General features: G+C 54.4%; 19 protein-coding genes. 8 read left to right on the top strand and 11 right to left on the bottom strand.

From position 1 onward, the window contains the following. Positions 1-48: 48 nt before the first annotated feature. Positions 49-1,998: an acetate--CoA ligase gene (gene acs / locus NHF56_RS17510; protein WP_252806953.1), complete on the bottom strand. Its 1,950-nt coding sequence runs from the start codon at positions 1,996-1,998 to the stop codon at positions 49-51. A gap of 220 nt (positions 1,999-2,218) precedes the next feature. Between acs and NHF56_RS17505 the strand changes: the two genes are divergently transcribed. Next, positions 2,219-2,914, top strand: a complete 696-nt coding sequence (locus NHF56_RS17505; protein WP_252806950.1) for a DUF1013 domain-containing protein — start codon at positions 2,219-2,221, stop codon at positions 2,912-2,914. Positions 2,915-2,978: 64 nt separating this feature from the next. On the opposite strand, the gene NHF56_RS17500 is transcribed toward NHF56_RS17505, so the two are convergent. Then, on the bottom strand, positions 2,979-4,892 hold the full coding sequence (locus NHF56_RS17500; RefSeq protein ID WP_252806948.1) for a propionyl-CoA synthetase: 1,914 nt from the start codon (positions 4,890-4,892) through the stop codon (positions 2,979-2,981). A gap of 117 nt (positions 4,893-5,009) precedes the next feature. After that, positions 5,010-5,669: a YggS family pyridoxal phosphate-dependent enzyme gene (locus NHF56_RS17495; protein WP_252806946.1), complete on the bottom strand. Its 660-nt coding sequence runs from the start codon at positions 5,667-5,669 to the stop codon at positions 5,010-5,012. A 152-nt stretch (positions 5,670-5,821) separates the two neighbouring features. On the opposite strand from NHF56_RS17495, the gene leuS reads away from it, so the two are divergent. From leuS to holA, 3 genes are read left to right on the top strand one after another with little or no spacing between them, the layout of a single operon-like run. Beyond that, complete coding sequence (leuS, locus tag NHF56_RS17490) at positions 5,822-8,452, top strand: leucine--tRNA ligase (protein ID WP_252806944.1); 2,631 nt, start codon at positions 5,822-5,824, stop codon at positions 8,450-8,452. Further along, on the top strand, positions 8,439-8,966 hold the full coding sequence (gene lptE, locus NHF56_RS17485; RefSeq protein WP_252806942.1) for an LPS assembly lipoprotein LptE: 528 nt from the start codon (positions 8,439-8,441) through the stop codon (positions 8,964-8,966). The genes leuS and lptE overlap by 14 nt, the downstream gene beginning before the upstream one ends. Next, a complete protein-coding gene (gene holA, locus NHF56_RS17480) occupies positions 8,963-10,009 on the top strand; it encodes a DNA polymerase III subunit delta (RefSeq protein WP_252806940.1) in 1,047 nt (348 codons plus the stop codon). The genes lptE and holA overlap by 4 nt, the downstream gene beginning before the upstream one ends. Before the next feature lie 71 nt (positions 10,010-10,080). On the opposite strand, the gene NHF56_RS17475 is transcribed toward holA, so the two are convergent. The 8 genes from NHF56_RS17475 to hemE form a co-directional block, all read right to left on the bottom strand. Then, positions 10,081-10,971, bottom strand: coding sequence for a ParB/RepB/Spo0J family partition protein (locus tag NHF56_RS17475; RefSeq protein ID WP_252806938.1), 891 nt, complete (start codon positions 10,969-10,971; stop codon positions 10,081-10,083). Between the two features lie 32 nt (positions 10,972-11,003). Continuing rightward, positions 11,004-11,798: a ParA family protein gene (locus NHF56_RS17470; protein ID WP_252806936.1), complete on the bottom strand. Its 795-nt coding sequence runs from the start codon at positions 11,796-11,798 to the stop codon at positions 11,004-11,006. A gap of 9 nt (positions 11,799-11,807) precedes the next feature. Next, positions 11,808-12,434 carry a 16S rRNA (guanine(527)-N(7))-methyltransferase RsmG gene (rsmG, locus tag NHF56_RS17465; RefSeq protein WP_373456339.1) on the bottom strand — a complete coding sequence of 209 codons (627 nt, stop codon included), beginning with the start codon at positions 12,432-12,434 and terminating at the stop codon, positions 11,808-11,810. 13 nt (positions 12,435-12,447) lie between these two features. Beyond that, positions 12,448-14,319, bottom strand: coding sequence for a tRNA uridine-5-carboxymethylaminomethyl(34) synthesis enzyme MnmG (mnmG, locus tag NHF56_RS17460; RefSeq protein ID WP_252806934.1), 1,872 nt, complete (start codon positions 14,317-14,319; stop codon positions 12,448-12,450). A 41-nt stretch (positions 14,320-14,360) separates the two neighbouring features. Then, on the bottom strand, positions 14,361-15,719 hold the full coding sequence (gene mnmE, locus NHF56_RS17455; protein WP_252806932.1) for a tRNA uridine-5-carboxymethylaminomethyl(34) synthesis GTPase MnmE: 1,359 nt from the start codon (positions 15,717-15,719) through the stop codon (positions 14,361-14,363). Positions 15,720-15,797: 78 nt separating this feature from the next. After that, a complete protein-coding gene (gene rho, locus NHF56_RS17450; protein WP_252806930.1) occupies positions 15,798-17,063 on the bottom strand; it encodes a transcription termination factor Rho in 1,266 nt (421 codons plus the stop codon). 160 nt (positions 17,064-17,223) lie between these two features. Continuing rightward, a complete protein-coding gene (gene hemJ / locus NHF56_RS17445) occupies positions 17,224-17,760 on the bottom strand; it encodes a protoporphyrinogen oxidase HemJ (protein ID WP_252806928.1) in 537 nt (178 codons plus the stop codon). 8 nt (positions 17,761-17,768) lie between these two features. Next, positions 17,769-18,800 (bottom strand): uroporphyrinogen decarboxylase, encoded by a 1,032-nt coding sequence (gene hemE, locus NHF56_RS17440; protein WP_256995427.1) that lies wholly within the window; start codon positions 18,798-18,800, stop codon positions 17,769-17,771. 544 nt (positions 18,801-19,344) lie between these two features. On the opposite strand from hemE, the gene NHF56_RS17435 reads away from it, so the two are divergent. The 4 genes from NHF56_RS17435 to dnaQ are packed head-to-tail and all read left to right on the top strand — an operon-like array spanning position 19,345 to position 22,081. Continuing rightward, positions 19,345-19,938, top strand: coding sequence for a Maf-like protein (locus tag NHF56_RS17435; RefSeq protein ID WP_252807340.1), 594 nt, complete (start codon positions 19,345-19,347; stop codon positions 19,936-19,938). Next, positions 19,931-20,791, top strand: a complete 861-nt coding sequence (locus tag NHF56_RS17430; protein ID WP_252806924.1) for a shikimate dehydrogenase — start codon at positions 19,931-19,933, stop codon at positions 20,789-20,791. Before NHF56_RS17435 ends, NHF56_RS17430 begins: the two co-directional genes overlap by 8 nt. Further along, on the top strand, positions 20,788-21,381 hold the full coding sequence (gene coaE / locus NHF56_RS17425) for a dephospho-CoA kinase (protein WP_252806922.1): 594 nt from the start codon (positions 20,788-20,790) through the stop codon (positions 21,379-21,381). The genes NHF56_RS17430 and coaE overlap by 4 nt, the downstream gene beginning before the upstream one ends. A 1-nt stretch (position 21,382) precedes the next feature. Next, complete coding sequence (gene dnaQ, locus NHF56_RS17420; RefSeq protein WP_252806920.1) at positions 21,383-22,081, top strand: DNA polymerase III subunit epsilon; 699 nt, start codon at positions 21,383-21,385, stop codon at positions 22,079-22,081. Positions 22,082-22,120: the final 39 nt, after the last annotated feature.

Here is a 22,120-nt window from a genome sequence, read left to right as displayed (position 1 = left end):
AAAAACCCGGCGAAATACCGGGTTTCTCCTGATTGTCGTTGAAGGGGATCAGCCCTTTTTGTTTTGCCGGTTGGCAATCAGATCATCGACAACGCCTGGATCGGCCAGTGTCGATGTATCCCCCAGTGAACCGAAATCGTCTTCCGCAATCTTGCGCAGAATCCGGCGCATGATCTTGCCGGAACGGGTTTTCGGAAGGCCCGGCGCGAACTGGATCTTGTCCGGCGAGGCAATCGGTCCGATTTCCTTGCGAACATGCGTAACGAGATCCTTGCGCAGCTGATCAGACCCTTCCTGACCTGCCATCAGCGTGACATAGCAATAGATGCCCTGCCCCTTGACGTCATGTGGATAGCCAACAACGGCTGCCTCTGAGACCGCATCATGCGACACCAGCGCAGATTCGACCTCGGCGGTGCCCATACGGTGTCCGGAAACATTGATAACGTCATCGACGCGACCGGTAATCCAGTAATAGCCATCCTCATCCCGGCGGCAGCCGTCGCCGGTGAAGTACTTGCCCTTGTAGGTGGAAAAATACGTCTGGACAAAGCGCTCGTGGTCGCCATAGACGGTACGCATCTGCCCCGGCCAGGAGTCGATGATGCAGAGATTGCCATCCGTGGCACCGTCCAGAACCGCACCTTCATTGTCGACAAGCTGCGGCTGGATGCCGAAGAACGGCCGTGTTGCTGAACCCGGCTTCAGGTCCGTTGCGCCCGGCAGCGGCGTGATCAGAATACCACCCGTTTCGGTCTGCCACCAGGTGTCAACGATCGGGCAGTTCTTTTCGCCGACAACGTTGTAGTACCATTCCCAGGCTTCCGGGTTGATCGGCTCACCAACCGAACCCATCGTTCGCAACGTGGAGCGCGAATATTTCTTTACGAAACTGTCGCCGGCGCCCATCAGTGCGCGGATGGCTGTCGGCGCCGTGTAGAAAATATTGACCTTGTGCTTGTCCACCACCTCCCAGAAGCGGCCTGCATCGGGATAGTTCGGCACGCCCTCAAACATCAGTGTTGTCGCGCCGTTGGCGAGCGGTCCATAGACAATATAGGAGTGGCCGGTGACCCAGCCGACATCGGCCGTGCACCAATAGATATCCCCGTCATGATAATCGAAAACGTATTCGTGAGTCATCGAGGCATAGACGAGATATCCGCCGGTGGTGTGAAGCACACCCTTCGGCTTGCCGGTCGAACCGGATGTGTAAAGGATGAACAACGGATCTTCCGCCTTCATCTTGGCCGGCGGGCAATCCGGCTTCGCCTCGCGAATGGCTTCATGATACCAGATATCGCGCTTGTCGAACCATTCCGTCTTGCCGCCCGTGCGGCGAACGACGAGAACGCAATCCACATTCACGTCCTGCCGCGCAGCGATTTCAATCGCCAGGTCAGTATTGTGCTTCAGCGGAATGGTCTTGCCGCCGCGCAAGCCTTCATCTGCTGTGATGACGAATTTCGAATCGCAGTCAACAATGCGGCCAGCCAGCGCATCTGGCGAAAACCCACCGAAAACGATCGAATGGATCGCACCGATGCGGGCGCAGGCCAGCATGGCATAGGCTGCTTCCGGGATCATCGGCATGTAGATCGTGACGCGGTCGCCCTTCTTGACACCGCGGCTCTTCAGCACATTCGCAAGCCGGCAGACCTGATCATAAAGCTCATTATAGGTGATTTTCTTGTCATCATAGGGGTTGTCGCCTTCCCAGATGATGGCTACCTGGTCGCCGCGCTTCTTCAGATGCCGGTCGATGCAGTTGTAGGAAACGTTGGTAACGCCGTCTTCATACCACTTGATCGAAACCTTGCCGTCAAAGGAGGTATTTTTCACCTTCGTATAGGGCTTGAACCAATCGATACGCTTGCCGTGCTTGCCCCAGAATTCCTCCGGGTCCTTGACGCTCTGCTTGTACCACTTCCTGTAGGTCTCGTCGTCGATCAGGGCGCGCTTCTTGGCAGCCTTCAAAACTGGGTAACGCTGTGACATGAAATCCTCCGCTTAATTCCTCCGCGAGCGCGAACGCCCGAACTCTTCCCATTGTTTTATTCAGCAATATGGCCTTCTTCAATGCAACTTTGGTCATTATCGGGACCAAACAATTGCATTTCTGCGTCAGTGCGGTTATACAGCGTCCGATTTTCCCGGAAAACTAAGTGGTCACCCACTGCCCGCGGCCCCGGCGCGGACGGACAAGAGGAATTTATCTATGGCACAACAACTTCTTATGCCGAAAGCGACAGCTGTATGGCTGGTGGATAACACCGCCCTGTCCTTTGACCAGATTGCCCAGTTCTGCAAACTGCACCCGCTGGAAGTGAAGGCCATCGCCGATGGTGAAAGTGCACAAGGCATCAAGGGTCTCGACCCGATTTCAACCGGTCAGCTTTCCCGCGAAGAAATCGCCAAGGCCGAGAATGACCCGAACCATAAGCTGAAGCTTTCCGAACCGAAGGTGCGCGTTCCCGAATCCAAGCGCCGTGGTCCGCGTTACACGCCGGTTTCCAAGCGCCAGGACCGCCCGAATGCCATTCTCTGGCTGGTGCGCAACCATCCGGAACTGAAGGATGCGCAGATTTCACGTCTGGTCGGCACCACGAAGTCCACCATCCAGCAAATCCGCGAGCGCACGCACTGGAATTCCGCCAATCTGACGGCGATGGACCCGGTAACGCTCGGTCTTTGCACACAGATTGACCTGGACATGGAAGTGGAAAAGGCCGCCAAGAACCGTCCGCTGCCGACCGAAGCCGAAATGGGCGACACGCTGCAGCCCGCGTCGCTGACAGAAAACATGCCCTTCGGCTCAAGCGGCGATGAAGAGCCGGAAATCGATGCAGACGCCGTTTTTGCAAAGCTGAAATCGATGAAGTCCACCCGTCAGGATGACGAGGACGACAATTAACATAACGGTATTCACGCTTTAGAGATCAAGGGCGGCCCAGAGCCGCCCTTTTTGATTCCCACAATCAGGCCGCCGCCCCTGCATGGCCACGCTCACGAAGCGCCTCAGCGATCTCTTCGAGAATAGCCGGATCATCAATGGTGGCCGGCATTTTCCACGGCTCACAATCGGCGATCTTCTGCATTGTGCCGCGCAGGATCTTTCCCGAACGCGTCTTGGGCAAACGTTTTACGCAAATGGCCTGCTTGAACGCAGCAACCGGGCCGATTTCATCACGCACAAGCTTCACCACTTCACGTTCAACCTCTTCAGCCGATTTTCTGGTGCTGCTGTTCAACACCAGAAAACCGAAGGGCGACTGGCCTTTCAGAGGATCTGCAATACCGATGACAGCACATTCTGCGACATCGGGGTGGCTGGCGCACACCTCTTCCATCGCGCCCGTCGAAAGGCGGTGACCGGCAACATTGATGATGTCGTCTGTGCGCGCCATGATGAAGAGATAGCCGTCTTCGTCAATATAGCCGGCATCAGCGGTCTTGTAATAACCGGGAAATTCCGAAAGGCAGGCGTCGCGAAAACGCTGATCTGCATTCCAGAACGTGGGAAGCGCACCGGGCGGCAAAGGTAGTTTTACGACGATATTGCCCAATGTGCCTCTGGAAACCGGATGGCCCGCATCGTCCAGCACCTGAACGTCATAACCCGGCATAACCACCGTCGGTGAACCGTATTTGACCGGCAATATCTCGACGCCGACAGGGTTACCGGCAATCGTCCAGCCCGTTTCCGTTTGCCACCAATGGTCAATCACGGGAATACCGAGCATCTCCTCAGCCCATTTGATCGTATCGGGATCAGCCCGCTCGCCTGCCAGAAACAAGGTTCTGAGCGACGGCATCGGTATTTGTTTGATGAACTCGCCCGTGGAATCCTCTTTTCGAATGGCGCGGAATGCCGTTGGCGCCGTGAAGAGGGCTGCAACGCTATATTTCTGGATCACCCGCCAGAATGTTCCCGCATCAGGCGTGCCCACCGGCTTACCTTCAAAAAGAATGGTCGTGTTGCCGGAAAGAAGCGGGCCATAAACGATGTAGGAATGGCCGACCACCCAGCCGATATCAGACGCCGCCCAGAATGCTTCGCCGGGCTTTACGCCATAGATATTCTCCATGCTCCAGTTGAGCGCCACCATATGACCGCCATTGTCGCGCACGACGCCCTTTGGGCTGCCAGTCGTGCCGGACGTATAGAGGATGTAAAGTGGATCGGTTGCCTGAACGGGAACACAATCAACGCTTTCGCCACGATGCTTTGACACGGCATCGGCAAAATCAACATCCCGTTTGTCGATCAGATCATAGGGATGCTCATCACGCTCCAGCACGAGGCAATGCGCCGGTTTGTGCTTTGCCTGACGGATAGCTTCATCCAGCAGCGGCTTGTAGGGAACAATACGCCCCGGTTCCACGCCACAACTGGCGGAAATGACGAGTTTCGCCTGGCAGTCGTCGATGCGCGTTGCCAATTCATGTGCCGCAAACCCGCCAAACACCACTGAATGAACGGCACCCAGCCGCGCGCACGCCAGCATGGCGAACGTCGCTTCCGGTATCATCGGCATATAGATGATGACCCGGTCACCCTTCTCCACGCCGAGCGAGCGGATAACAGCCGCAACCGCATTTACCTCTTCCAAGACTTTCGAATAGCTGAATGTCGCGGCCTTGCCCGTGATCGGGCTTTCGTAAACAATCGCTGTCTGATCACCACGCCCAGCGTCCACGTGTCGGTCCAGACAATTGTAACAGGTGTTGGTGACAGCGTCGGGAAACCAGCGCCCATAAGTTCCAAGGCCCACATCAAAGATTGTCTTCGGCTTTTCAAACCAGTGAAGCTTTTCAGCTTCCTGACGCCAGAACCCCTCAGGGTCTTGTTTCCAGGCGTCATAAACCCGCCCGTATGCTCCAGCCCCCATCTCTACCTCCCTAAAGTCACAGCCAAACGGCTTCCTCAGGAGAAAGATACTAACAGCGATATATGTGAGGGAACCCCGACAAAAGGATTACGCGACAATCTGTCTTAGTGATGTGTCTCAGCGGTGGCCGAAAATCGCTGATCCGACACGCACACTGGTCGCGCCAAATTCGATCGCCGTTTCATAATCGCTGGACATGCCCATGGAAAGCTTTTCAAGCCCCGCCTGCTTCGCCAGCTTGCTAAGAAGGGCAAAATGCGGCCCAGGATTTTCGTCCGCCGGTGGAATACACATCAGGCCCTCGATATCGAGCGAAAGCTCATCGCGGCAGAAATTCACGAAAGCCACTGTATCATCAGGCGCGATTCCCGCCTTTTGTGGTTCCAAACCGGTGTTAACCTGGACATAAAGGCGAGGCTTACGCTCCTGTCGCGCAATTTCCTTGGCCAGCGCGCGCGCAATCTTTTCACGGTCTACCGTTTCAATGACGTCAAACAGCGCCACCGCGTCTTCTGCCTTGTTCGACTGCAGCGGTCCAATGAGATGCAATTCAACCCCGTCGTAAGCCGCCTTCAGCTCCGGCCACTTGGCCTGCGATTCCTGCACACGGTTTTCACCGAAAACCCGCTGCCCAGCCTCCAGGGCAGGGCGGATCTGCTCCGCATCGAAGGTCTTTGAAACGGCCACGAGTTGAACATCGCCCTGGCGGCGCCCGGACTTCGCAGCCACCTTGTCAATCGTTTGCAAAACCTCGGCAAGACGCGCCTGTAACGTCATGAATATCCATCCTCAAACACGATTTCGCACTGTTTACGCGCCATGCATCCAAAAGTCCAAGCATTTGACCCGCAAACCTTGACGATATGGGCATTTCGTGGTGAAGGTCTGGCCTATTTTCAGAATGCTTCAAATCCGGAATAAGAAAACTCATGGCAGTCGAACGCTATAATCCACGTGAAGTGGAACCCCGCTGGCAGGCGAAATGGAACGAGGCCGATATATTCACGACGGACAACAACGATCCGCGCGACAAATACTATGTCCTCGAGATGTTTCCCTATCCGTCGGGCCGCATTCACATGGGCCATGTTCGCAACTACGCGATGGGTGACGTGGTAGCGCGCTACAAGCGCGCCCGCGGGTTCAACGTTCTCCACCCGATGGGTTGGGACGCATTCGGTATGCCGGCTGAAAACGCTGCCATGCAGAACAAGACCCATCCCAAGGCCTGGACCTACGAAAACATTGCGACAATGCGCAAGCAGCTGAAGTCGCTGGGCCTTTCGCTGGATTGGTCGCGCGAATTCGCAACCTGCGATGTCGAATACTACCACCGCCAGCAACATCTTTTCCTCGACTTCCTGGAAAAAGGCCTGATTTACCGCAAGAAATCAAAGGTCAATTGGGACCCGGTCGATCAGACCGTTTTGGCGAATGAACAGGTGATTGAGGGCAGGGGATGGCGCTCGGGCGCGCTGGTCGAACAGCGTGAACTGACGCAGTGGTTCTTCAAGATTACAGATTTTGCGCAGGATCTTCTGGAGTCGCTCGATACGCTGGATCAGTGGCCTGAGAAGGTTCGATTGATGCAGAAGAACTGGATCGGCCGATCGGAAGGTTTGACCCTGCGCTGGGAAGTGGTCAGCGATGCCGCCGCTGGTGAATTCAAGGAAGTGACGGTCTACACGACACGTCCCGACACACTGTTTGGCGCATCGTTCCTCGCAATTGCCGCTGATCATCCGTTGGCGCTTCATATCGCGCAGTCCAACCCCGAAGTTGCAGCCTTCGCCGACGAGTGCCGCAAGACCGGCACCTCGCTGGCCGCACTCGAAACGGCTGAAAAGAAGGGCATGGACACCGGTATTAAGGTGCGCCACCCGCTGGACCCTGATTGGGAACTGCCGGTCTATGTCGCCAATTTCGTATTGATGGACTACGGCACTGGCGCCATTTTCGGCTGCCCGGCAGGGGACCAGCGCGACCTCGATTTCGCCCGCAAATACGGGTTGCCGGTGACCCCCGTTGTGATGCCGGCTGATGCCGATGCATCCACATTCGAGATCGGCGACGAAGCCTTCACCGACGATGGCGTGATGATCAATTCACGCTTCCTGAACGGCATGACCACAGAAGCAGCGTTTGAGGAAATTGCATCACGCCTGGAAGCCGAGATGTTCAACGGCAGTCCGCGCGCTGAGCGCAAGGTCAATTACCGCCTGCGCGATTGGGGCATCTCACGCCAGCGCTATTGGGGCTGCCCGATTCCGGTGATTCATTGCGAGGATTGCGGTATTGTTCCGGTCCCGAAACAGGATTTGCCGGTTCAGTTGCCAGATGACGTAACGTTCGATAAGCCGGGCAATCCGCTGGATCGCCATCCCACGTGGCGCCAGGTGTCCTGCCCGCATTGTGGAAAGAACGCTTTACGTGAAACCGACACGATGGACACATTCGTCGATTCCAGTTGGTATTTTGCCCGCTTTACCGCACCATGGGCGGATGCGCCCACAGAACCGGAAGCAGCCAATGGCTGGCTGCCCGTCGACCAGTATATCGGCGGCATTGAACACGCCATTTTGCATCTTCTTTACTCCCGCTTCTTTACGCGGGCGATGAAGGAAACCGGCCATGTGAACCTGAAAGAGCCGTTCAAAGGCCTGTTTACCCAGGGCATGGTGGTTCACGAAACCTATCGCCTCGGCAGCGGCATGAATGGCCAATGGATCGCCCCTGCCGATATTCGAATTGAAGAAAACGATGGCACGCGCCGCGCTTTCCTGCTCAGCTCCAATGAAGAGGTGACGATCGGCTCCATCGAGAAGATGTCGAAATCGAAGAAGAATGTCGTCGATCCTGATGACATTCTGGCATCCTACGGCTCTGACACTGCGCGCTTCTTCGTTCTGTCGGACTCGCCGCCAGATCGCGATGTTATCTGGACTGAATCGGGCGTGGAGGGCTCACACCGCTTCGTGCAGCGGCTTTGGCGGCTAATCGGGGAGGCAGCTCCCCACTTGAGCGAAATCGCTGCCAATCCGGCGTCTGAGGGCGAAGCGCTCGCGGTCTCGCAAGCCGCCCACAAAACGCTGAAGGCTGTCGGCGAAGACTTCGACAAACTCGCCTTCAACAAGGCCGTGGCGCGTATCTACGAACTGTTGAATGCGCTCGCAGCACCTTTGACCAAGGTCGCAGAGGGCAAGGCAGATGAAGCCTATGTGGCAGCCGTTCGCGACGCTTCCTGCATTCTGGTTCAGATTATCGCGCCTATTATGCCACATCTGGCCGAAGAATGCTGGAACCTTATCGGTACAGGAGGCCTTGTGGCCAAAGCCGCATGGCCCCAATTCGACACGGCGCTGGTTGTGGAGAGCGAAATCACGTTGCCGGTTCAAATCAACGGCAAGAAACGTGGAGAATTGACAATCGCACGCGACGCCCATCAGAATGAAGTTGAGGCTGCTGTGCTTGCCCTGGATTTTGTGCAAAATGCACTGGACGGACAGCAGCCGAAGAAAATCGTGGTCGTACCAAAGAGGATTGTGAATGTTGTGGTTTAACGGAACAGTCCTTTCTGCGGCAAAGAAAATCGCTGTCTTCATGGCGCTTTTGACAGGCCTTGCCGCCTGCCAGGTGCGACCGCTTTTGGACACCACAACCAACGCTGAACTTGCATCTGTCTCCATTTCACAGGTGGAAAACAATCCAGATCAGCAGGCCGTGCGGAATGAATTGATATTCCTCTTCTATGGCGGCGCATCACAACCGGCTGTTCCGGTCTACAAATTGAATCTGCAGGTCGGTTCAGGCGCAAGTGAGGTCGTTTACGATGCCTCGCTGGGGACCAATATCGCCGGCAGAATGACTGTCACCGGAACCTATACGTTGGAGCGCTTGTCTGATCAGAAGGTGATCGGAAAGGGCAGGAAAGAGGTGACGGCGCTGATCGATGACCTGGACCAGGATTTTGCCCGCGTGAGAGCGCTTCGAGACGCCAAAATGCGGGCAAGCCGTGAATTGGCGCAGTTCATACGCTCTGACGTTGCGATCATGCTGTCACGACAGGGCCAATGACGGAGCTGAAGTCGCACGATTTTGACCGTCTGCTTGCAAGCTCCGCGTCGCTGCCGCGCATTCTTCTCTTCTTTGGACCGGACCTCGGCCTCGTATCGGAACGTGCGCAGAAATCCGCGACGCGAACTGGCGTGCCGCTGGACGACCCTTTCGCCGTTGTTCACCTGACGGCCAACGACCTGACCTCGGACACGGGACGATTGGTCGACGAGGCAAATTCCATCGGACTTTTCGGCGGAGAGAAACTTATCTGGATCAAGGGTGCCGCCAACGAAAAGCAGCTCCTGGACGGGCTGAACATCCTCTGCGAAGATCTTCCTAATTCCACGTGGATCATCATTGAGGCGGCTGACCTTAAGAAAAACGCCGCACTCAGAAAACTCGCAGCGACCCAAAGGAATATTACATCCGTTCCTTGCTATGCCGACGACACAAAGGCGCTCAACACACTCCTCGACGAAATATTGCAGCAATTTCAGCTGCGTATCTCATCAGCAGCGCGGTCTATCCTGCTCTCCCAATTGGGAGGGGATCGCAAGGCAAGCCGCAACGAAATAGAAAAACTGGCGCTCTATTGCCTGAACGAAGACGTGATTGAAGAACATCATGTAACCGCCATTATCGGCGATGCCAGCGGTCTTTCGGTTGATGATGCCGTCAACGCCGTGCTCAGCGGTGACAAATCGGGCCTTCTCCACGCAGTCCGCAAAATCAGTGCGTCGAAGACGCCGATCTTCCTCGTACTTCAAGGCGTCCTGCGGCAGTTCCAGATGATCGACAGCATTCGAGCAGAAATGGATGAAGGGCATATGGCCCCGCCTGCGGCCCTTGCCAAATATGCACGGGGCCTTCACTTCAAAAAGCGCCCGATCATCGAGCGCGCCCTCTCGACCTGGCCGGCAGCCAGCGTTAAACGTGAACTGGAGCGACTGCAGAGTTGCATCCTCCAGTCGCGGCAAAATGCCAGCATTGAAGAAAGCGTTGCCTTGCAACTCCTGTTATCGATCACGCTGCAATCCGCGCGACTGAACGCGCGTCGATAACACTATTACGCCGGCTAAATAACTACACTGCCAACAAATTTGTGATGCAAAATGTTAGCAAAATCAGCGACCTAACGACGCTCCAGCAACCGGCATATTTCCTCCAGTTGTTCTAGAGTCTTATAGGCGATTCGAACCTGTCCGCCATTTTGTTTGTGGATCACCGAAACATCGAGACCCAGGCTGTCAGACAGTGTTTTCTCCAGCGCAAGCGTATCTGCGTCTTTTGATTGCTTGGGCTTTGCCGCCGACCCATCCGGATTTTCCTGTGAACGGATGTCATTCTGTGCAAGGCGCTCCGTATCACGAACAGAAAGCCCCTTTGATACAATCGTATTTGCCAATGCGACAGGATTTGATGTCGGAATCAGCGCCCGGGCGTGGCCGGCAGACAACGCGCCGGAAGAAAGCATATCACGAACCGGTTCTGGCAGCTTCAACAAGCGCAAACTGTTTGCAACATGGCTGCGGCTCTTGCCAATGATGTCACCAAGATCGTTTTGGGTGTAGCCGTGTTCTGCAATCAGCTGCTCGTAACCCAACGCTTCTTCAACCGGATTAAGATCGGAGCGTTGGACATTTTCGACAATAGCCAATTCCAGAGCGGTGCGATCATCAACATCCCGAATAATAACCGGAATCTCGGTGAAACCCGCCAACTGAGCCGCGCGCCATCGCCGCTCGCCAGCGATGATCTCAAAATGTCCGCCTTCAATGCTCCGCACTACAACCGGCTGTACGATGCCATGCTGACGAACGGAGGTTGCAAGATCCTGCAGTTCCTCCTCGTTAAAGCTCCTGCGGGGGTTGCGAGGATTGCGCACAACATATTCGATCGGAACGTTTCTGTCCGCACTCACCGCCGTACGCTGCTCGCCGCCGAGCGGTATCGGCTGGTCCATCTCACCGATCAACGCAGCCAGGCCTCGGCCCAAACGCCGTTTTGACTGGTCTTCTTCCATAATTAAGCTCCGTTTGTATCGGGTTCGAAACGTTATGCCGCTAAACGCTGGCGCTCGCGCTGGATGACCTCAGAGGCTAACTGCAAATACGCCTGACTGCCAGCGCATTTGAGATCATAAAGAATAGCGGGCTTCCCGTAAGACGGTGCCTCTGAAACACGCACATTGCGTGGAATAAGCGTCTGATAAACCTTGTCACCGAGGTGCTCACGCACGTCATTGACAACCTGCTGCGCCAGATTATTGCGCGCATCATACATTGTGAGAACGATACCCTGAATATCCAGCTGGGGATTTACAGTCGATCGAATTTGCTGAATAGTTTCAAGAAGTTGGCTCAAACCCTCCAAGGCAAAAAACTCACATTGAAGCGGAACGAGTACCGAATGCGCAGCGGCCATGGCATTCATGGTCAAGAGATTGAAACTGGGTGGGCAATCGACCAGAATATAGCTGTATTCATGCGCCTTGGTCGAAACCAGGGCGCGACGCAGCCTGAACACGCGATCGGAAGCCTGACCAATCTCCATTTCGACGCCAAGCATATCCATCGTGGATGGAACGACATGCAGATTGGGAACAGCAGTCTCCTGGACCGCATCGGCAATACCGCTCGTTCCGATCAGCACATCATAAGATGATATCTTGCGGCTTTGGCGGGACACACCAAGCCCAGTGCTGGCATTTCCTTGAGGATCAAGATCAATAATCAAGACCTTTTCGCCGATCGCAGCTAGGGCAGTCGCGAGATTGATCGCGGTCGTCGTTTTACCAACTCCGCCCTTTTGGTTTGCGATGGTAATAATCCGATTTCGATAGGCAGACATAAGCCGTTCTCACCGTTGATGGGTCAGTCTCGACACGTTCGAGATTTCAAGCACGCAGGAATCTGCTTCGACTGCGCTCTTATGTACTACCAAATCAAAAGACCATTCGCCACGCGCTTTTTCAACTTCCAACATGTAATCCCGCCCTTTATGAAAAAAAGCTCTTGTCTGCGTGCCAGCAGACATCCAGGGAGAAGAAAACTGAAGCAGTTGAGGCAAATCAGCCAGAGCGCGTGCAGAGATTGCATCACATTTGGGAAATTCGCTGGACGCATCTTCTATCCGCAGCGGATGAACAGACCCTCTTGCGCCCGTTTCGCGGAGCGCTGTCCGAAGAAACGACGCCTTCTTATGATTGCTCTCAATGAGGTGAACCCAACCTTCAGAGGATTCGGCCAACAGAATAGCGGTCACGACACCCGGAAATCCGCCACCACTGCCCAGATCCAACCACATATTCGGACCTTTATTAAGCGCGTATACCTGAGCGCTGTCCAGAACATGCCGGGACCACATGTCACCGAGTGTTGACGGCGCCACGAGATTGATCGCTTTTGCCCACTTCTGAAAAAGATCGCAAAATAGATGCAAGCGCTCCATCGTTTCACGTGAAACACGCAAGCCGATAGCATTCAAGTCCCTGGACATCTTAAGCCGCCTCAGTGTGCTGCCGGCGATCCCGCTTGATCCAGGCAGCAATGAGTGCCAATGCGGCAGGGGTCATACCTTCAATCTTCTTCGCCTGCGCCACATTACGGGGCTGAATTGTTTTCAGCTTTTGCAGCAACTCGTTCGAAAGGCCTGAAAGACGTGAATAGTCAAACTCTTCTGAAATCTCCAAACGTTCGTCTCGTTGGAGCTCAAGAACATCGGACTTCTGTCTCTCAATATAGACAGCATAAGATGCCTCGATTTCGACCGCATCCAGCACGACAGGACGAATATCGCCCACGTCCGGAAGAACGGGACGAAGAGCATCTAGATTCACGTCCGGGAATGATAGAAGATCGAAGGCGCTACGCCGGATTCCGTCTTGGTTAATCCTGATACCCAACTTGGATGCTTCACTCGGTGATACGCTCACATTCTGCAACACGTTACGGATGCGACTCAATTCCTCCTGGAACTGAGTGAACCGGGCGACGCGATCCGAATTGGCAATTCCCAACTGTATTGCGCGCGGCGTGAGCCTCACATCAGCATTGTCAGCCCTGAGGTAGAGACGGAATTCGGCGCGCGAGGTGAACATCCTGTAAGGCTCTGTCACCCCAAAGGACGTCAGATCATCAATCATAACGCCGATATAGGATTCCGAGCGACTGAAGATAACGCCCTTTTGCCCCCCGGAGAACCGTGCTGCGTTCAATCCAGCGACCAGACCCTGCGCGCCCGCCTCCTCGTAGCCTGTGGTTCCATTAATCTGACCAGCGAGGTATAACCCATTGACTTTCTTGAGATTCAACGTGGAATCAAGTTCACGTGGATCAATGTGATCGTATTCGATGGCATAGCCGGGTTGCAGAATTTCAACAGCCTCAAGCCCGGGAATGGATCGTATATACTGCTGCTGAACGGAAACGGGAAGTGAAGTGGAAATGCCATTGGGATAGACAGTATGGTCATCAAGGCCTTCCGGCTCCAAAAAGACCTGGTGCCCGTCGCGATCTCCAAAGCGCACAATCTTATCTTCGATGGATGGACAATAGCGCGGCCCAACCCCTTCAATTTGTCCCGAATACATCGCAGAAAGATGGATATTCTCGCGTATGATGCGATGCGTTTCCGGTGTCGTCCGCGTAACACCGCATGCGATTTGCGGCGTTGTAATCATGTCGGTCATAAACGAAAATGGTTGCGGGTCCGAATCGGCTTCCTGTTTCCCGATTTTATCCCACTCGATGGTTCGACCATCCAAACGTGCCGGCGTGCCCGTTTTCAAGCGGCCGAGACGCAGGCCGAGCCTGGAAAAGGTATTCGAGAGCACGACACTGGGGCCTTCCCCCATGCGACCTGCAGGGTATCTTTCGTTACCGATGTGAATCATTCCTCTCAGGAACGTACCAGTCGTCACCACAACGCTGCTGCATCGAAACGCTCGGCCATCCGACAACACAACGCCCGTAACCATACCGTTTGAAATGTGGATGTCGAACACCTCTCCCTCAAGAACCTCGAGATTTGGTGTTTCCAAAATCAGCCGCTGCATCTCTTCGCGGTAGAGCTTTCGGTCGGCTTGCGTTCTAGGGCCACGAACCGCCGGACCCTTCTTGCGGTTCAAAAGCCGGAACTGTATCCCGGCTTTGTCAGCAACACGCCCCATTAAACCATCAAGCGCATCAATCTCCCGCACAAGGTGACCCTTGCCCAAACCGCCAATGGCTGGATTGCACGACATCATGCCAATCGAGGCGATTTTCTGCGTAATGAGCGCTGTTCGTGCGCCGGCGCGCGCCGAAGCACTCGCCGCTTCGCAGCCCGCATGCCCACCGCCAATAACGATCACATCATAATCTTGCTTCATAAATCGCTCCGGTACCGAATCGAAATTTGCCCTTGGCTTTTCTACTTGCCCACGCAAAACTTCGAAAAAATGACGCCGAGTAGAGCATCGGCGCTCACCACACCTGTAATTCGACCCAACTCATCAGCCGCATTTCGTAAATATTCTGCGGTCAACTCTAGACCTTCGCCCTTCTGCGTGAGGGCCGCAGCCAGAAAACGCACCGAATTTTCGACATGCTCTTTATGTCGTTGGTTGAGAACAATTGAGCCTTCGCTGGCCTGCGAATATCGCGCAGCGACAGATTGAATTCGTTCCAGCAGCGAATCGACACCATCACCCGTCTTCACGGAGATAGCGAGGTCATATCCTCCTAACGAAACGTCACGGTCAAGATCCACCTTTGTGCGAACGCGTAATGTCTCGACATCGGCATGCAGTTGCAGAACACCGTCTGCTTCGCCACTGTCTAAAACCAGAACCAAATCTGCTTTGTCCAGTTCCCGCGACGTGCGTTCAATACCCGCCCGTTCAACCGGGTCTTCTGTATCACGAATCCCGGCAGTGTCCACAAGACAAATCTTGACACCACCAAGATCGAGATCAACCGCGATAACATCGCGGGTCGTGCCAGCGATATCGGTCACGATAGCAACATCGCGCTTGGCAAGATGGTTCAGCAAGCTCGACTTGCCAACATTGGGCGGGCCCACAATAACAACGCGAAATCCTTCACGAACGATTTCATGAACGTGAAGGCCGGCCAGCGACTCGTTCATTTCTTCCAGCAGAGTTTCAAGCTGCGGCCAAATCTGGTCAGATACCGCACCTGGAATATCACCTTCATCAGAAAAATCGAGCTCCGCCTCGATCATCGCGCGGGCAAAGGATAACGTCTCCATCCACGATTGATAACGCGCGGACGCTCCGCCCTCGGCAAAACGCAGCGCTTGCTTTCGCTGGGCCTGCGTGTCGGCATTGATGAGTTCGCCCAGGCCCTCTATCTCGACCAGATCAAGTTTGCCGTTTTCAAAAGCGCGCCGGGAGAATTCTCCGGCTTCCGCCAACCTGAAACCCGAGAAGGACCCCAGCTGTGCAAGAATGGCGGATACCACTGCACGGCTTCCGTGAACCTGAAACTCCACAGAGTCTTCGCCTGTGAAAGAGGCAGGTCCGGGGAAATACATAACAAGTCCGCGGTCCAGCAGCTGGCCTTCGGCATCGCGCAACGGCAAATAACTTGCGTTTCTCGGCGACGGAACCCGACCACTGACGCGCAGGCAAGCCTCTTTCGCCAAAGGCCCAGAAATACGAATAGTGGCAACACCTGACGGTAAGCCGCCGCTGGAGAGCGCGTAAATCGTATCCTGGTAACTCACTGTGTCATTCCCAAACGGCACATGTCTCAAATACAACGCCATAAAATGTCACGAAAATCAAAGAAAAGGGGACACCAATGGTCCCCTTGATCAATTTCCGACTGTGAATCCGGCTAATTATCAGGTGTTCATAGAATCGAAGAATTCTGCATTATTTTTCGTCTGTTTCAGCTTATCGATAAGGAATTCAATAGCATCTGTCGTACCCATAGGCGCAAGAATCCGGCGAAGAACAAATATCTTCTGGAGATCCTGACGCGGCACAAGCAGGTCTTCCTTGCGCGTCCCGGATTTCAGAATATCCATCGCAGGGAAGTTACGCTTGTCAGCCACCTTGCGATCAAGCACGATTTCGGAGTTGCCGGTACCCTTGAACTCTTCGAAGATCACTTCGTCCATGCGGCTACCGGTATCGATCAGTGCGGTTGCAATAATGGTTAGCGAACCGCCTTCTTCAATATTACGCGCCGCGCCAAAGAAACGCTTTGGCCGCTGCAATGCATTGGCATCAACACCACCGGTCAGAACCTTACCGGAAGAGGGAACGACCGTGTTATAGGCGCGGCCAAGACGCGTAATGGAATCGAGAAGGATAACAACATCCCGGCCATGTTCCACCAGACGCTTGGCCTTTTCGATCACCATTTCGGCGACCTGAACGTGACGGGTCGCCGGCTCATCGAACGTTGATGAAATCACTTCGCCGCGCACCGATCGCTGCATATCAGTCACTTCTTCGGGGCGCTCGTCGATCAGAAGAACGATCAGATAGCACTCTGGATGGTTGGCCGTGATGGAATGTGCAATGTTCTGCAGAAGAACGGTTTTACCGGTTCTCGGCGGTGCAACAATCAGACCACGCTGCCCTTTGCCGAGGGGTGCGACGAGATCGATCACGCGCGCCGACATATCCTTCGTGGTGGGATTGTCGATTTCCATCTTGAACCGCTGGTCTGGATAGAGCGGTGTCAGGTTATCGAAGTGCACCTTGTGGCGGATATTTTCCGGATCTTCGAAATTGATCGAATTGACCTTGAGAAGCGCAAAATAGCGTTCACCTTCCTTCGGTCCACGAATAGGCCCTTCCACCGTATCGCCCGTCTTCAGGGAAAAGCGGCGGATCTGCGAGGGAGAGATATAAATATCATCGGGACCTGGAAGATAATTCGCATTCGCAGAACGCAGAAATCCAAACCCGTCCTGAAGAACCTCGACAACGCCTTCGCCGATAATCTCGACATCCTGGCTCGCCAGCTCTTTCAAAATGGCAAACATCAATTCCTGTTTGCGCATCACGCTGGCATTTTCGACCTCCAGCGATTCGGCAAATGCCAGAAGATCGGTTGGTGTCTTGTTCTTGAGGTCCTGCAGCTTCATTTCAGCCATAAAATCGCACTTTATGTTTGTAGGGAAAACGGGCCAACGACTGGGATAAGCTTTTGAAGAAAGCGATCCGTGGACAAGAATATCCGCCCGTAAAGAAGGTTGCGCGGAAAATAGCGATTCCCGCGCGCTTGTGCAAGAGCCTAATCAGAACTTCGTAAAATCAGCCAAACGGTTTGACGATGACCAGCACGACGATCACGATCATCAGGACCGTTGGAACCTCGTTCATCAATCGCCAGTAGCGCTCACTGTGCAAACGTTCATCGTTGTGGAAAGCACGGACTGATCTCGCCTGATGGACATGGGCGACTGTCAAAAGAACAACTGCCGCGATCTTCATATGCAGCCATCCGCCCTGAAAGCCAAAGACAAACCAGGCCATCCACAGACCAAAGACCCAGCTCAGAACCATGGCCGGCCACATGATCACAGTCATCAAACGCCGTTCCATGACTTTGAACGTTTCCGAGGCCTCACTGCCAACTGCTGCTCCGGTGTGATAGATGAAAAGCCGCGGCATATAAAAGAGGCCCGCCATCCAGGAAATCACGGCAATCACATGCAGAGATTTCATCCAGAGATAACGGGACTGTTCGTCAGCCACATAAAGCGCAAAACCCACAAGAAGAAAAAGCGTGAGCGCAACCGCTGCCCTGATCCCCGCCTTGGAACCACCGTCCGACTTGCCTCCCGCCATGAAGAACCTCACCGACCCCGAACACGATTGACAAGACGGGTTACATTATCGGGATCCGCCTGCGGCGTGATGCCATGACCGAGATTGAAGATCAGCGGTCCATTGCTCAAGACAGAGAGGATGCGATCGATACCCTCGTCAAGCGCTGTCTCTCCAGCCACGACCCGCATCGGGTCGAGGTTACCCTGTATCGGACCTTCTTTCTGCAGCTCGGCAGCAAAGGAAAGCGGAACGGACCAATCAAGCCCGATTGCGTCCGCATCCGTGCCGGCGCGATAATCCCGCAACAAGAGACCCGCACCCTTCGCAAAGGCGATGATCTTGGCGCCAGGGCGAGCCGCACGGATCCGGTCCACCATCCGGCGCACAGGCTTTACGGCGAAAGCATCAAACTCGACCTCACCCAGTACACCGGCCCAGGAATCAAAAATCTGAACCGCGTCGGCACCTGCATCAATCTGCCGGATCAGATAATCGGCGGAGACATCTGCAAGATAATCGAGGAGTTTCAGAAAAACCTCAGGGGACTTATAGGCGAACAGACGGGCAGGGGCCTGATCCGGTGTGCCATGACCGGCGATCATATAGGTCGCAATCGTCCAGGGTGCACCACAAAATCCGAGGAGCGTGGTCTCATGAGGAAGCTCGGCCCGCAAACGCCGGACAGTTTCCATCACCGGATCGAGATGTGCCATATCCATCGCAGCCTCGAGATCGGCAATCCCCGCTTCGTCGATCGGATCGAGAAGCGGACCACGTCCCTCTTCAAAACGCACATTGCGCTTCATCGCATCGGGAATGACGAGAATATCTGAAAACAGAATAGCAGCATCAAAGCCATAACGACGGATGGGTTGAAGTGTCACCTCAACAGCAAAGTCCGGTGTGTAGCAAAGATTGAGAAAGCTTCCTGCCTTCTCACGTGTCTGCCGATATTCCGGAAGATACCGTCCTGCCTGTCTCATCAACCAGATCGGTGGAGGTGAAACCGTTTTCCCTTCGAGAACCTGGAGAATCTTTCGTTCCTGCGCAGAAGCCAATGGCTGCTCCCAATAAAATAGAAAAGATATTTATAAGGCTTCTATTTCTTAGAGTCGGTGAGGATCAAGGATTAAAATCAATCCCACGGTTTTGCCGCAGGCAGGGAATTCAATCCGCAAAAGCGGCTTTTCAAAATGCACGATCGTGGAAAATGTGAATCCGGTCTGATTTTTGAAAATTTAACAAACCGTTAACGCGAAAATCCGGCCTTCTCTATCTGTGGAAAATTCTTAACGCACGATTAACAACTGAGAGTTCTCCACACTATTCACAACACCGGCAAAAAACACTCCCGGAAATCCGTTTTGTGGATAAGTAATCGAATATGCACACCCCGCCCTGTGCGTGAGATTCGTCCACAGGGCCTGTCCCCCAATATCAACAGACTGCGAAGGAAAACGGGGAGAAGAGATTCTTTCGACTCGACTCTTGGACCTCGTTTCAATAGCGCGAGCAATAAAGCGAGTCGCAGCTTTGCTGCAAAGCCCCGTATTGGCATAGCGCTTGTGCCGCGCTATTTCGGTGGCAGGAGATAAAGCACCGATGAAATTGATTCTCGCCTCTGGTTCGCCCTTTCGCAAGGCTCTTCTTTCCAATGCAGGGTTCACCTTTGACGCTATCCCGGCAGGCATCGACGAGCGCCAGGTTGAAGCACCTCTTGCCGCGGCCGGCAGTGGCCCTCAGGATATTGCCTTGGCGCTCGCAGAAGCGAAGGCGCGGGATGTCTCAGTGAAAAATCCTGATGCGCTCACCATCGGTTCCGATCAGGTTCTGTCGATGGGCAGGGATATATTCCATAAATGCACCACCATGGCAGAAGCGAGAGAGAGGCTTCTGCAAATGTCGGGACGTGAACATCTTCTTGATAGTGCCTTTGTCATCGTCAGACATAATGCGGTTCTGACCAAACACGTTTCAAGAGCGAGCATGACATTCAGAACATTCACCGAGCGTGAGATAGACACTTACCTCGAAGAAGCTGGTGAGGGTGTTCTCGGCTCGGTTGGAGCATACCAATTCGAGGGACTGGGTATACGCCTGTTTGAAAAAATAGAAGGTGATTACTTCACCATCATCGGCATGCCGATGTTGCCCCTGTTGTCAGCTTTGCGCGAACTGGGAGCAATCGATGCGTGATTCACGTGAAACATGTTTAACAAAAGCCTTCGTCGCTGGCTTTCCGATCAAGCACTCCCGCTCACCGCTCATCCATAATTACTGGCTTTCCAGATTTGGTATGGAGGGGACTTATATCACCAGGGAAGTGAGCCCGGATGCTCTTCCAGACTTCATTGCAAAAATACGTTCAGGCGAGGAGCCGTTCGCCGGTGGAAATTTCACGATCCCCCACAAGGAAGCGATCTGCCGCCTGGCCGACGTCCTGGATCCGCTGGCCGAAGAGATAGGTGCCGCCAATACGCTCTGGATGGAAGACGGACGGCTGCATGTGACGAACACGGACAGCTACGGATTTTCCGCCAATCTCGATGCCAACTATCCCGGATGGGCGGACCAGAAAACGGCCATCATTTATGGTGCGGGCGGCGCGAGCCGAGCTGTCGTTCAGGCAATCCGCAATCGCGGCTTTTCTGAAATTCATGTCCTCAACCGCACGGTGGAACGGGCCAGGGAGTTGAGCGATCATTTTGGTCAGTCTGTCTTTGCCCATCCCTTGGATGCACTCGATGAGCTGATGAAAGAGGCAGGCCTCTTCGTCAATACGACATCCCTCAGCATGAACGATCAGGATGTCCCTAAAATCGATTTCACATCCATGGCCGCGGGCGCACTGGTGACGGACATTGTTTACGTACCGCTCAAGACCAGCTTTCTCAAACAGGCTGAAGAACAGGGACTGGCAACGGTCGATGGTCTCGGAATGCTATTGCATCAGGCCGTGCCCGGTTTTGAAAAATGGTTCGGAAAAAGACCGTCAGTTGATGCCGAGCTGCGAAACATTGTCATCGCCGATATGGAGAAACATGCATGATCAGAATCGGGCTCACGGGTTCCATCGGCATGGGAAAATCGACCACGGCCCAGATGTTTCGTGACGAGGGCATTCCCGTTAACGACGCGGACGCCGTGGTGCATGAACTCTACAAAAATGAAGCCGTGGGACCGATTGAGACAGCGTTTCCCGGCACCACCGTTAATGGACAGGTCGACCGCCAAGCGCTCTCTGCCGCTCTGGCAAAAAATCCTGATGGCTTTCAACAACTCGAAAAGATCGTTCATCCTCTCGTCAGAGAAAAGGAGTTGGCCTTTTTCAAGAGTGCAGAGGAGGCCGGTGCCGATATGGTTGTCGCCGACATTCCGCTGCTCTTCGAAACCGGCGGCCATGAACGGGTGGACGTGGTGGTCGTTGTCAGCTGCGATGAGGCGATCCAACGCGAGCGGGTTCTTGCCCGCCCCGGCATGACGGAAGGAAAATTCCAGATGATCAAGTCGCGCCAGACACCCGATAGCGAAAAGCGGGCGCGCGCAGATTTTGTGATCGACACCGGCCTTGGCATGGACCATGCGCGCGACGAGGTTCGCCGTGTCATTGCCGAGCTGCGCACACAAAGGACAAACTGACATGCGCGAAATCATCTTCGATACGGAAACGACCGGCCTCGACAATAAGGAAGACCGGATCATCGAAATCGGCGGATTGGAACTCGACAATCACTTTCCGACAGGCCGCACGCTTCATCTCTATATCAACCCGGGGGAACGCAAGGTTCATCCTGATGCACTGGCAGTCCACGGCATCACTGATGATTTTTTGAAGGACAAGCCGCTCTTCGCCGATGTTGCGCAGGACATCCTCGACTTCTTCCAGGGTGCCAAATGGGTGGCCCATAATGCAACCTTCGACATGGGTTTCATCAACAACGAGTTTGCCCGTCTCGGCCTCCCGGCAATCTCGGATTCGCTCGTGGTCGATACGCTGGCCATGGCCAGACGCAAACACCCGATGGGGCCAAACTCTCTGGATGCACTTTGCCGACGCTACGGAATAGACAACTCCCACCGCACGAAACACGGCGCGCTTCTCGACTCCGAACTTCTGGCTGAAGTCTATATCGAAATGACCGGCGGCCGGCAGGCAGCACTGGGTTTTGGAGGCCCTGCCGAAAGTGAGGAGACGTCTGAAATCGGACACATCTCGCTCAATCCGAAAGCCCGCCCGCGACCACTTACTCCACGCGTCACGGAGGCGGAGAAGGAAGCCCATCAGGCCATGCTGGCTGAATTGGGCGAAAAGGCCATCTGGGCAAAATACGGATTGTAATAAAAAACCCGGGTGCGAACCCGGGTTAGTCGTCATTTC

Source organism: Rhizobium sp. L1K21, assembly GCF_024055895.1.
Taxonomy (GTDB): Bacteria; Pseudomonadota; Alphaproteobacteria; order Rhizobiales; family Rhizobiaceae; genus Ensifer_A.
This window is presented reverse-complemented; position numbering and strand designations above follow the sequence as displayed.

Bases quoted from the DNA above. Each gene is read 5' to 3' on its own strand.
- coaE (WP_252806922.1), top strand. From the start codon at position 20,788: ATGATCAGAATCGGGCTCACGGGTTCCATCGGCATGGGAAAATCGACC.
- NHF56_RS17470 (WP_252806936.1), bottom strand. From the start codon at position 11,798: ATGTCTGCCTATCGAAATCGGATTATTACCATCGCAAACCAAAAGGGC.
- holA (WP_252806940.1), top strand. From the start codon at position 8,963: ATGACGGAGCTGAAGTCGCACGATTTTGACCGTCTGCTTGCAAGCTCC.
- NHF56_RS17435 (WP_252807340.1), top strand. From the start codon at position 19,345: ATGAAATTGATTCTCGCCTCTGGTTCGCCCTTTCGCAAGGCTCTTCTT.
- acs (WP_252806953.1), bottom strand. From the start codon at position 1,998: ATGTCACAGCGTTACCCAGTTTTGAAGGCTGCCAAGAAGCGCGCCCTG.
- mnmE (WP_252806932.1), bottom strand. From the start codon at position 15,719: ATGGCGTTGTATTTGAGACATGTGCCGTTTGGGAATGACACAGTGAGT.
- NHF56_RS17475 (WP_252806938.1), bottom strand. From the start codon at position 10,971: ATGGAAGAAGACCAGTCAAAACGGCGTTTGGGCCGAGGCCTGGCTGCG.
- leuS (WP_252806944.1), top strand. From the start codon at position 5,822: ATGGCAGTCGAACGCTATAATCCACGTGAAGTGGAACCCCGCTGGCAG.
- hemJ (WP_252806928.1), bottom strand. From the start codon at position 17,760: ATGGCGGGAGGCAAGTCGGACGGTGGTTCCAAGGCGGGGATCAGGGCA.
- NHF56_RS17430 (WP_252806924.1), top strand. From the start codon at position 19,931: ATGCGTGATTCACGTGAAACATGTTTAACAAAAGCCTTCGTCGCTGGC.
- rho (WP_252806930.1), bottom strand. From the start codon at position 17,063: ATGGCTGAAATGAAGCTGCAGGACCTCAAGAACAAGACACCAACCGAT.
- NHF56_RS17505 (WP_252806950.1), top strand. From the start codon at position 2,219: ATGGCACAACAACTTCTTATGCCGAAAGCGACAGCTGTATGGCTGGTG.
- NHF56_RS17495 (WP_252806946.1), bottom strand. From the start codon at position 5,669: ATGACGTTACAGGCGCGTCTTGCCGAGGTTTTGCAAACGATTGACAAG.
- NHF56_RS17500 (WP_252806948.1), bottom strand. From the start codon at position 4,892: ATGGGGGCTGGAGCATACGGGCGGGTTTATGACGCCTGGAAACAAGAC.
- lptE (WP_252806942.1), top strand. From the start codon at position 8,439: ATGTTGTGGTTTAACGGAACAGTCCTTTCTGCGGCAAAGAAAATCGCT.
- dnaQ (WP_252806920.1), top strand. From the start codon at position 21,383: ATGCGCGAAATCATCTTCGATACGGAAACGACCGGCCTCGACAATAAG.
- mnmG (WP_252806934.1), bottom strand. From the start codon at position 14,319: ATGAAGCAAGATTATGATGTGATCGTTATTGGCGGTGGGCATGCGGGC.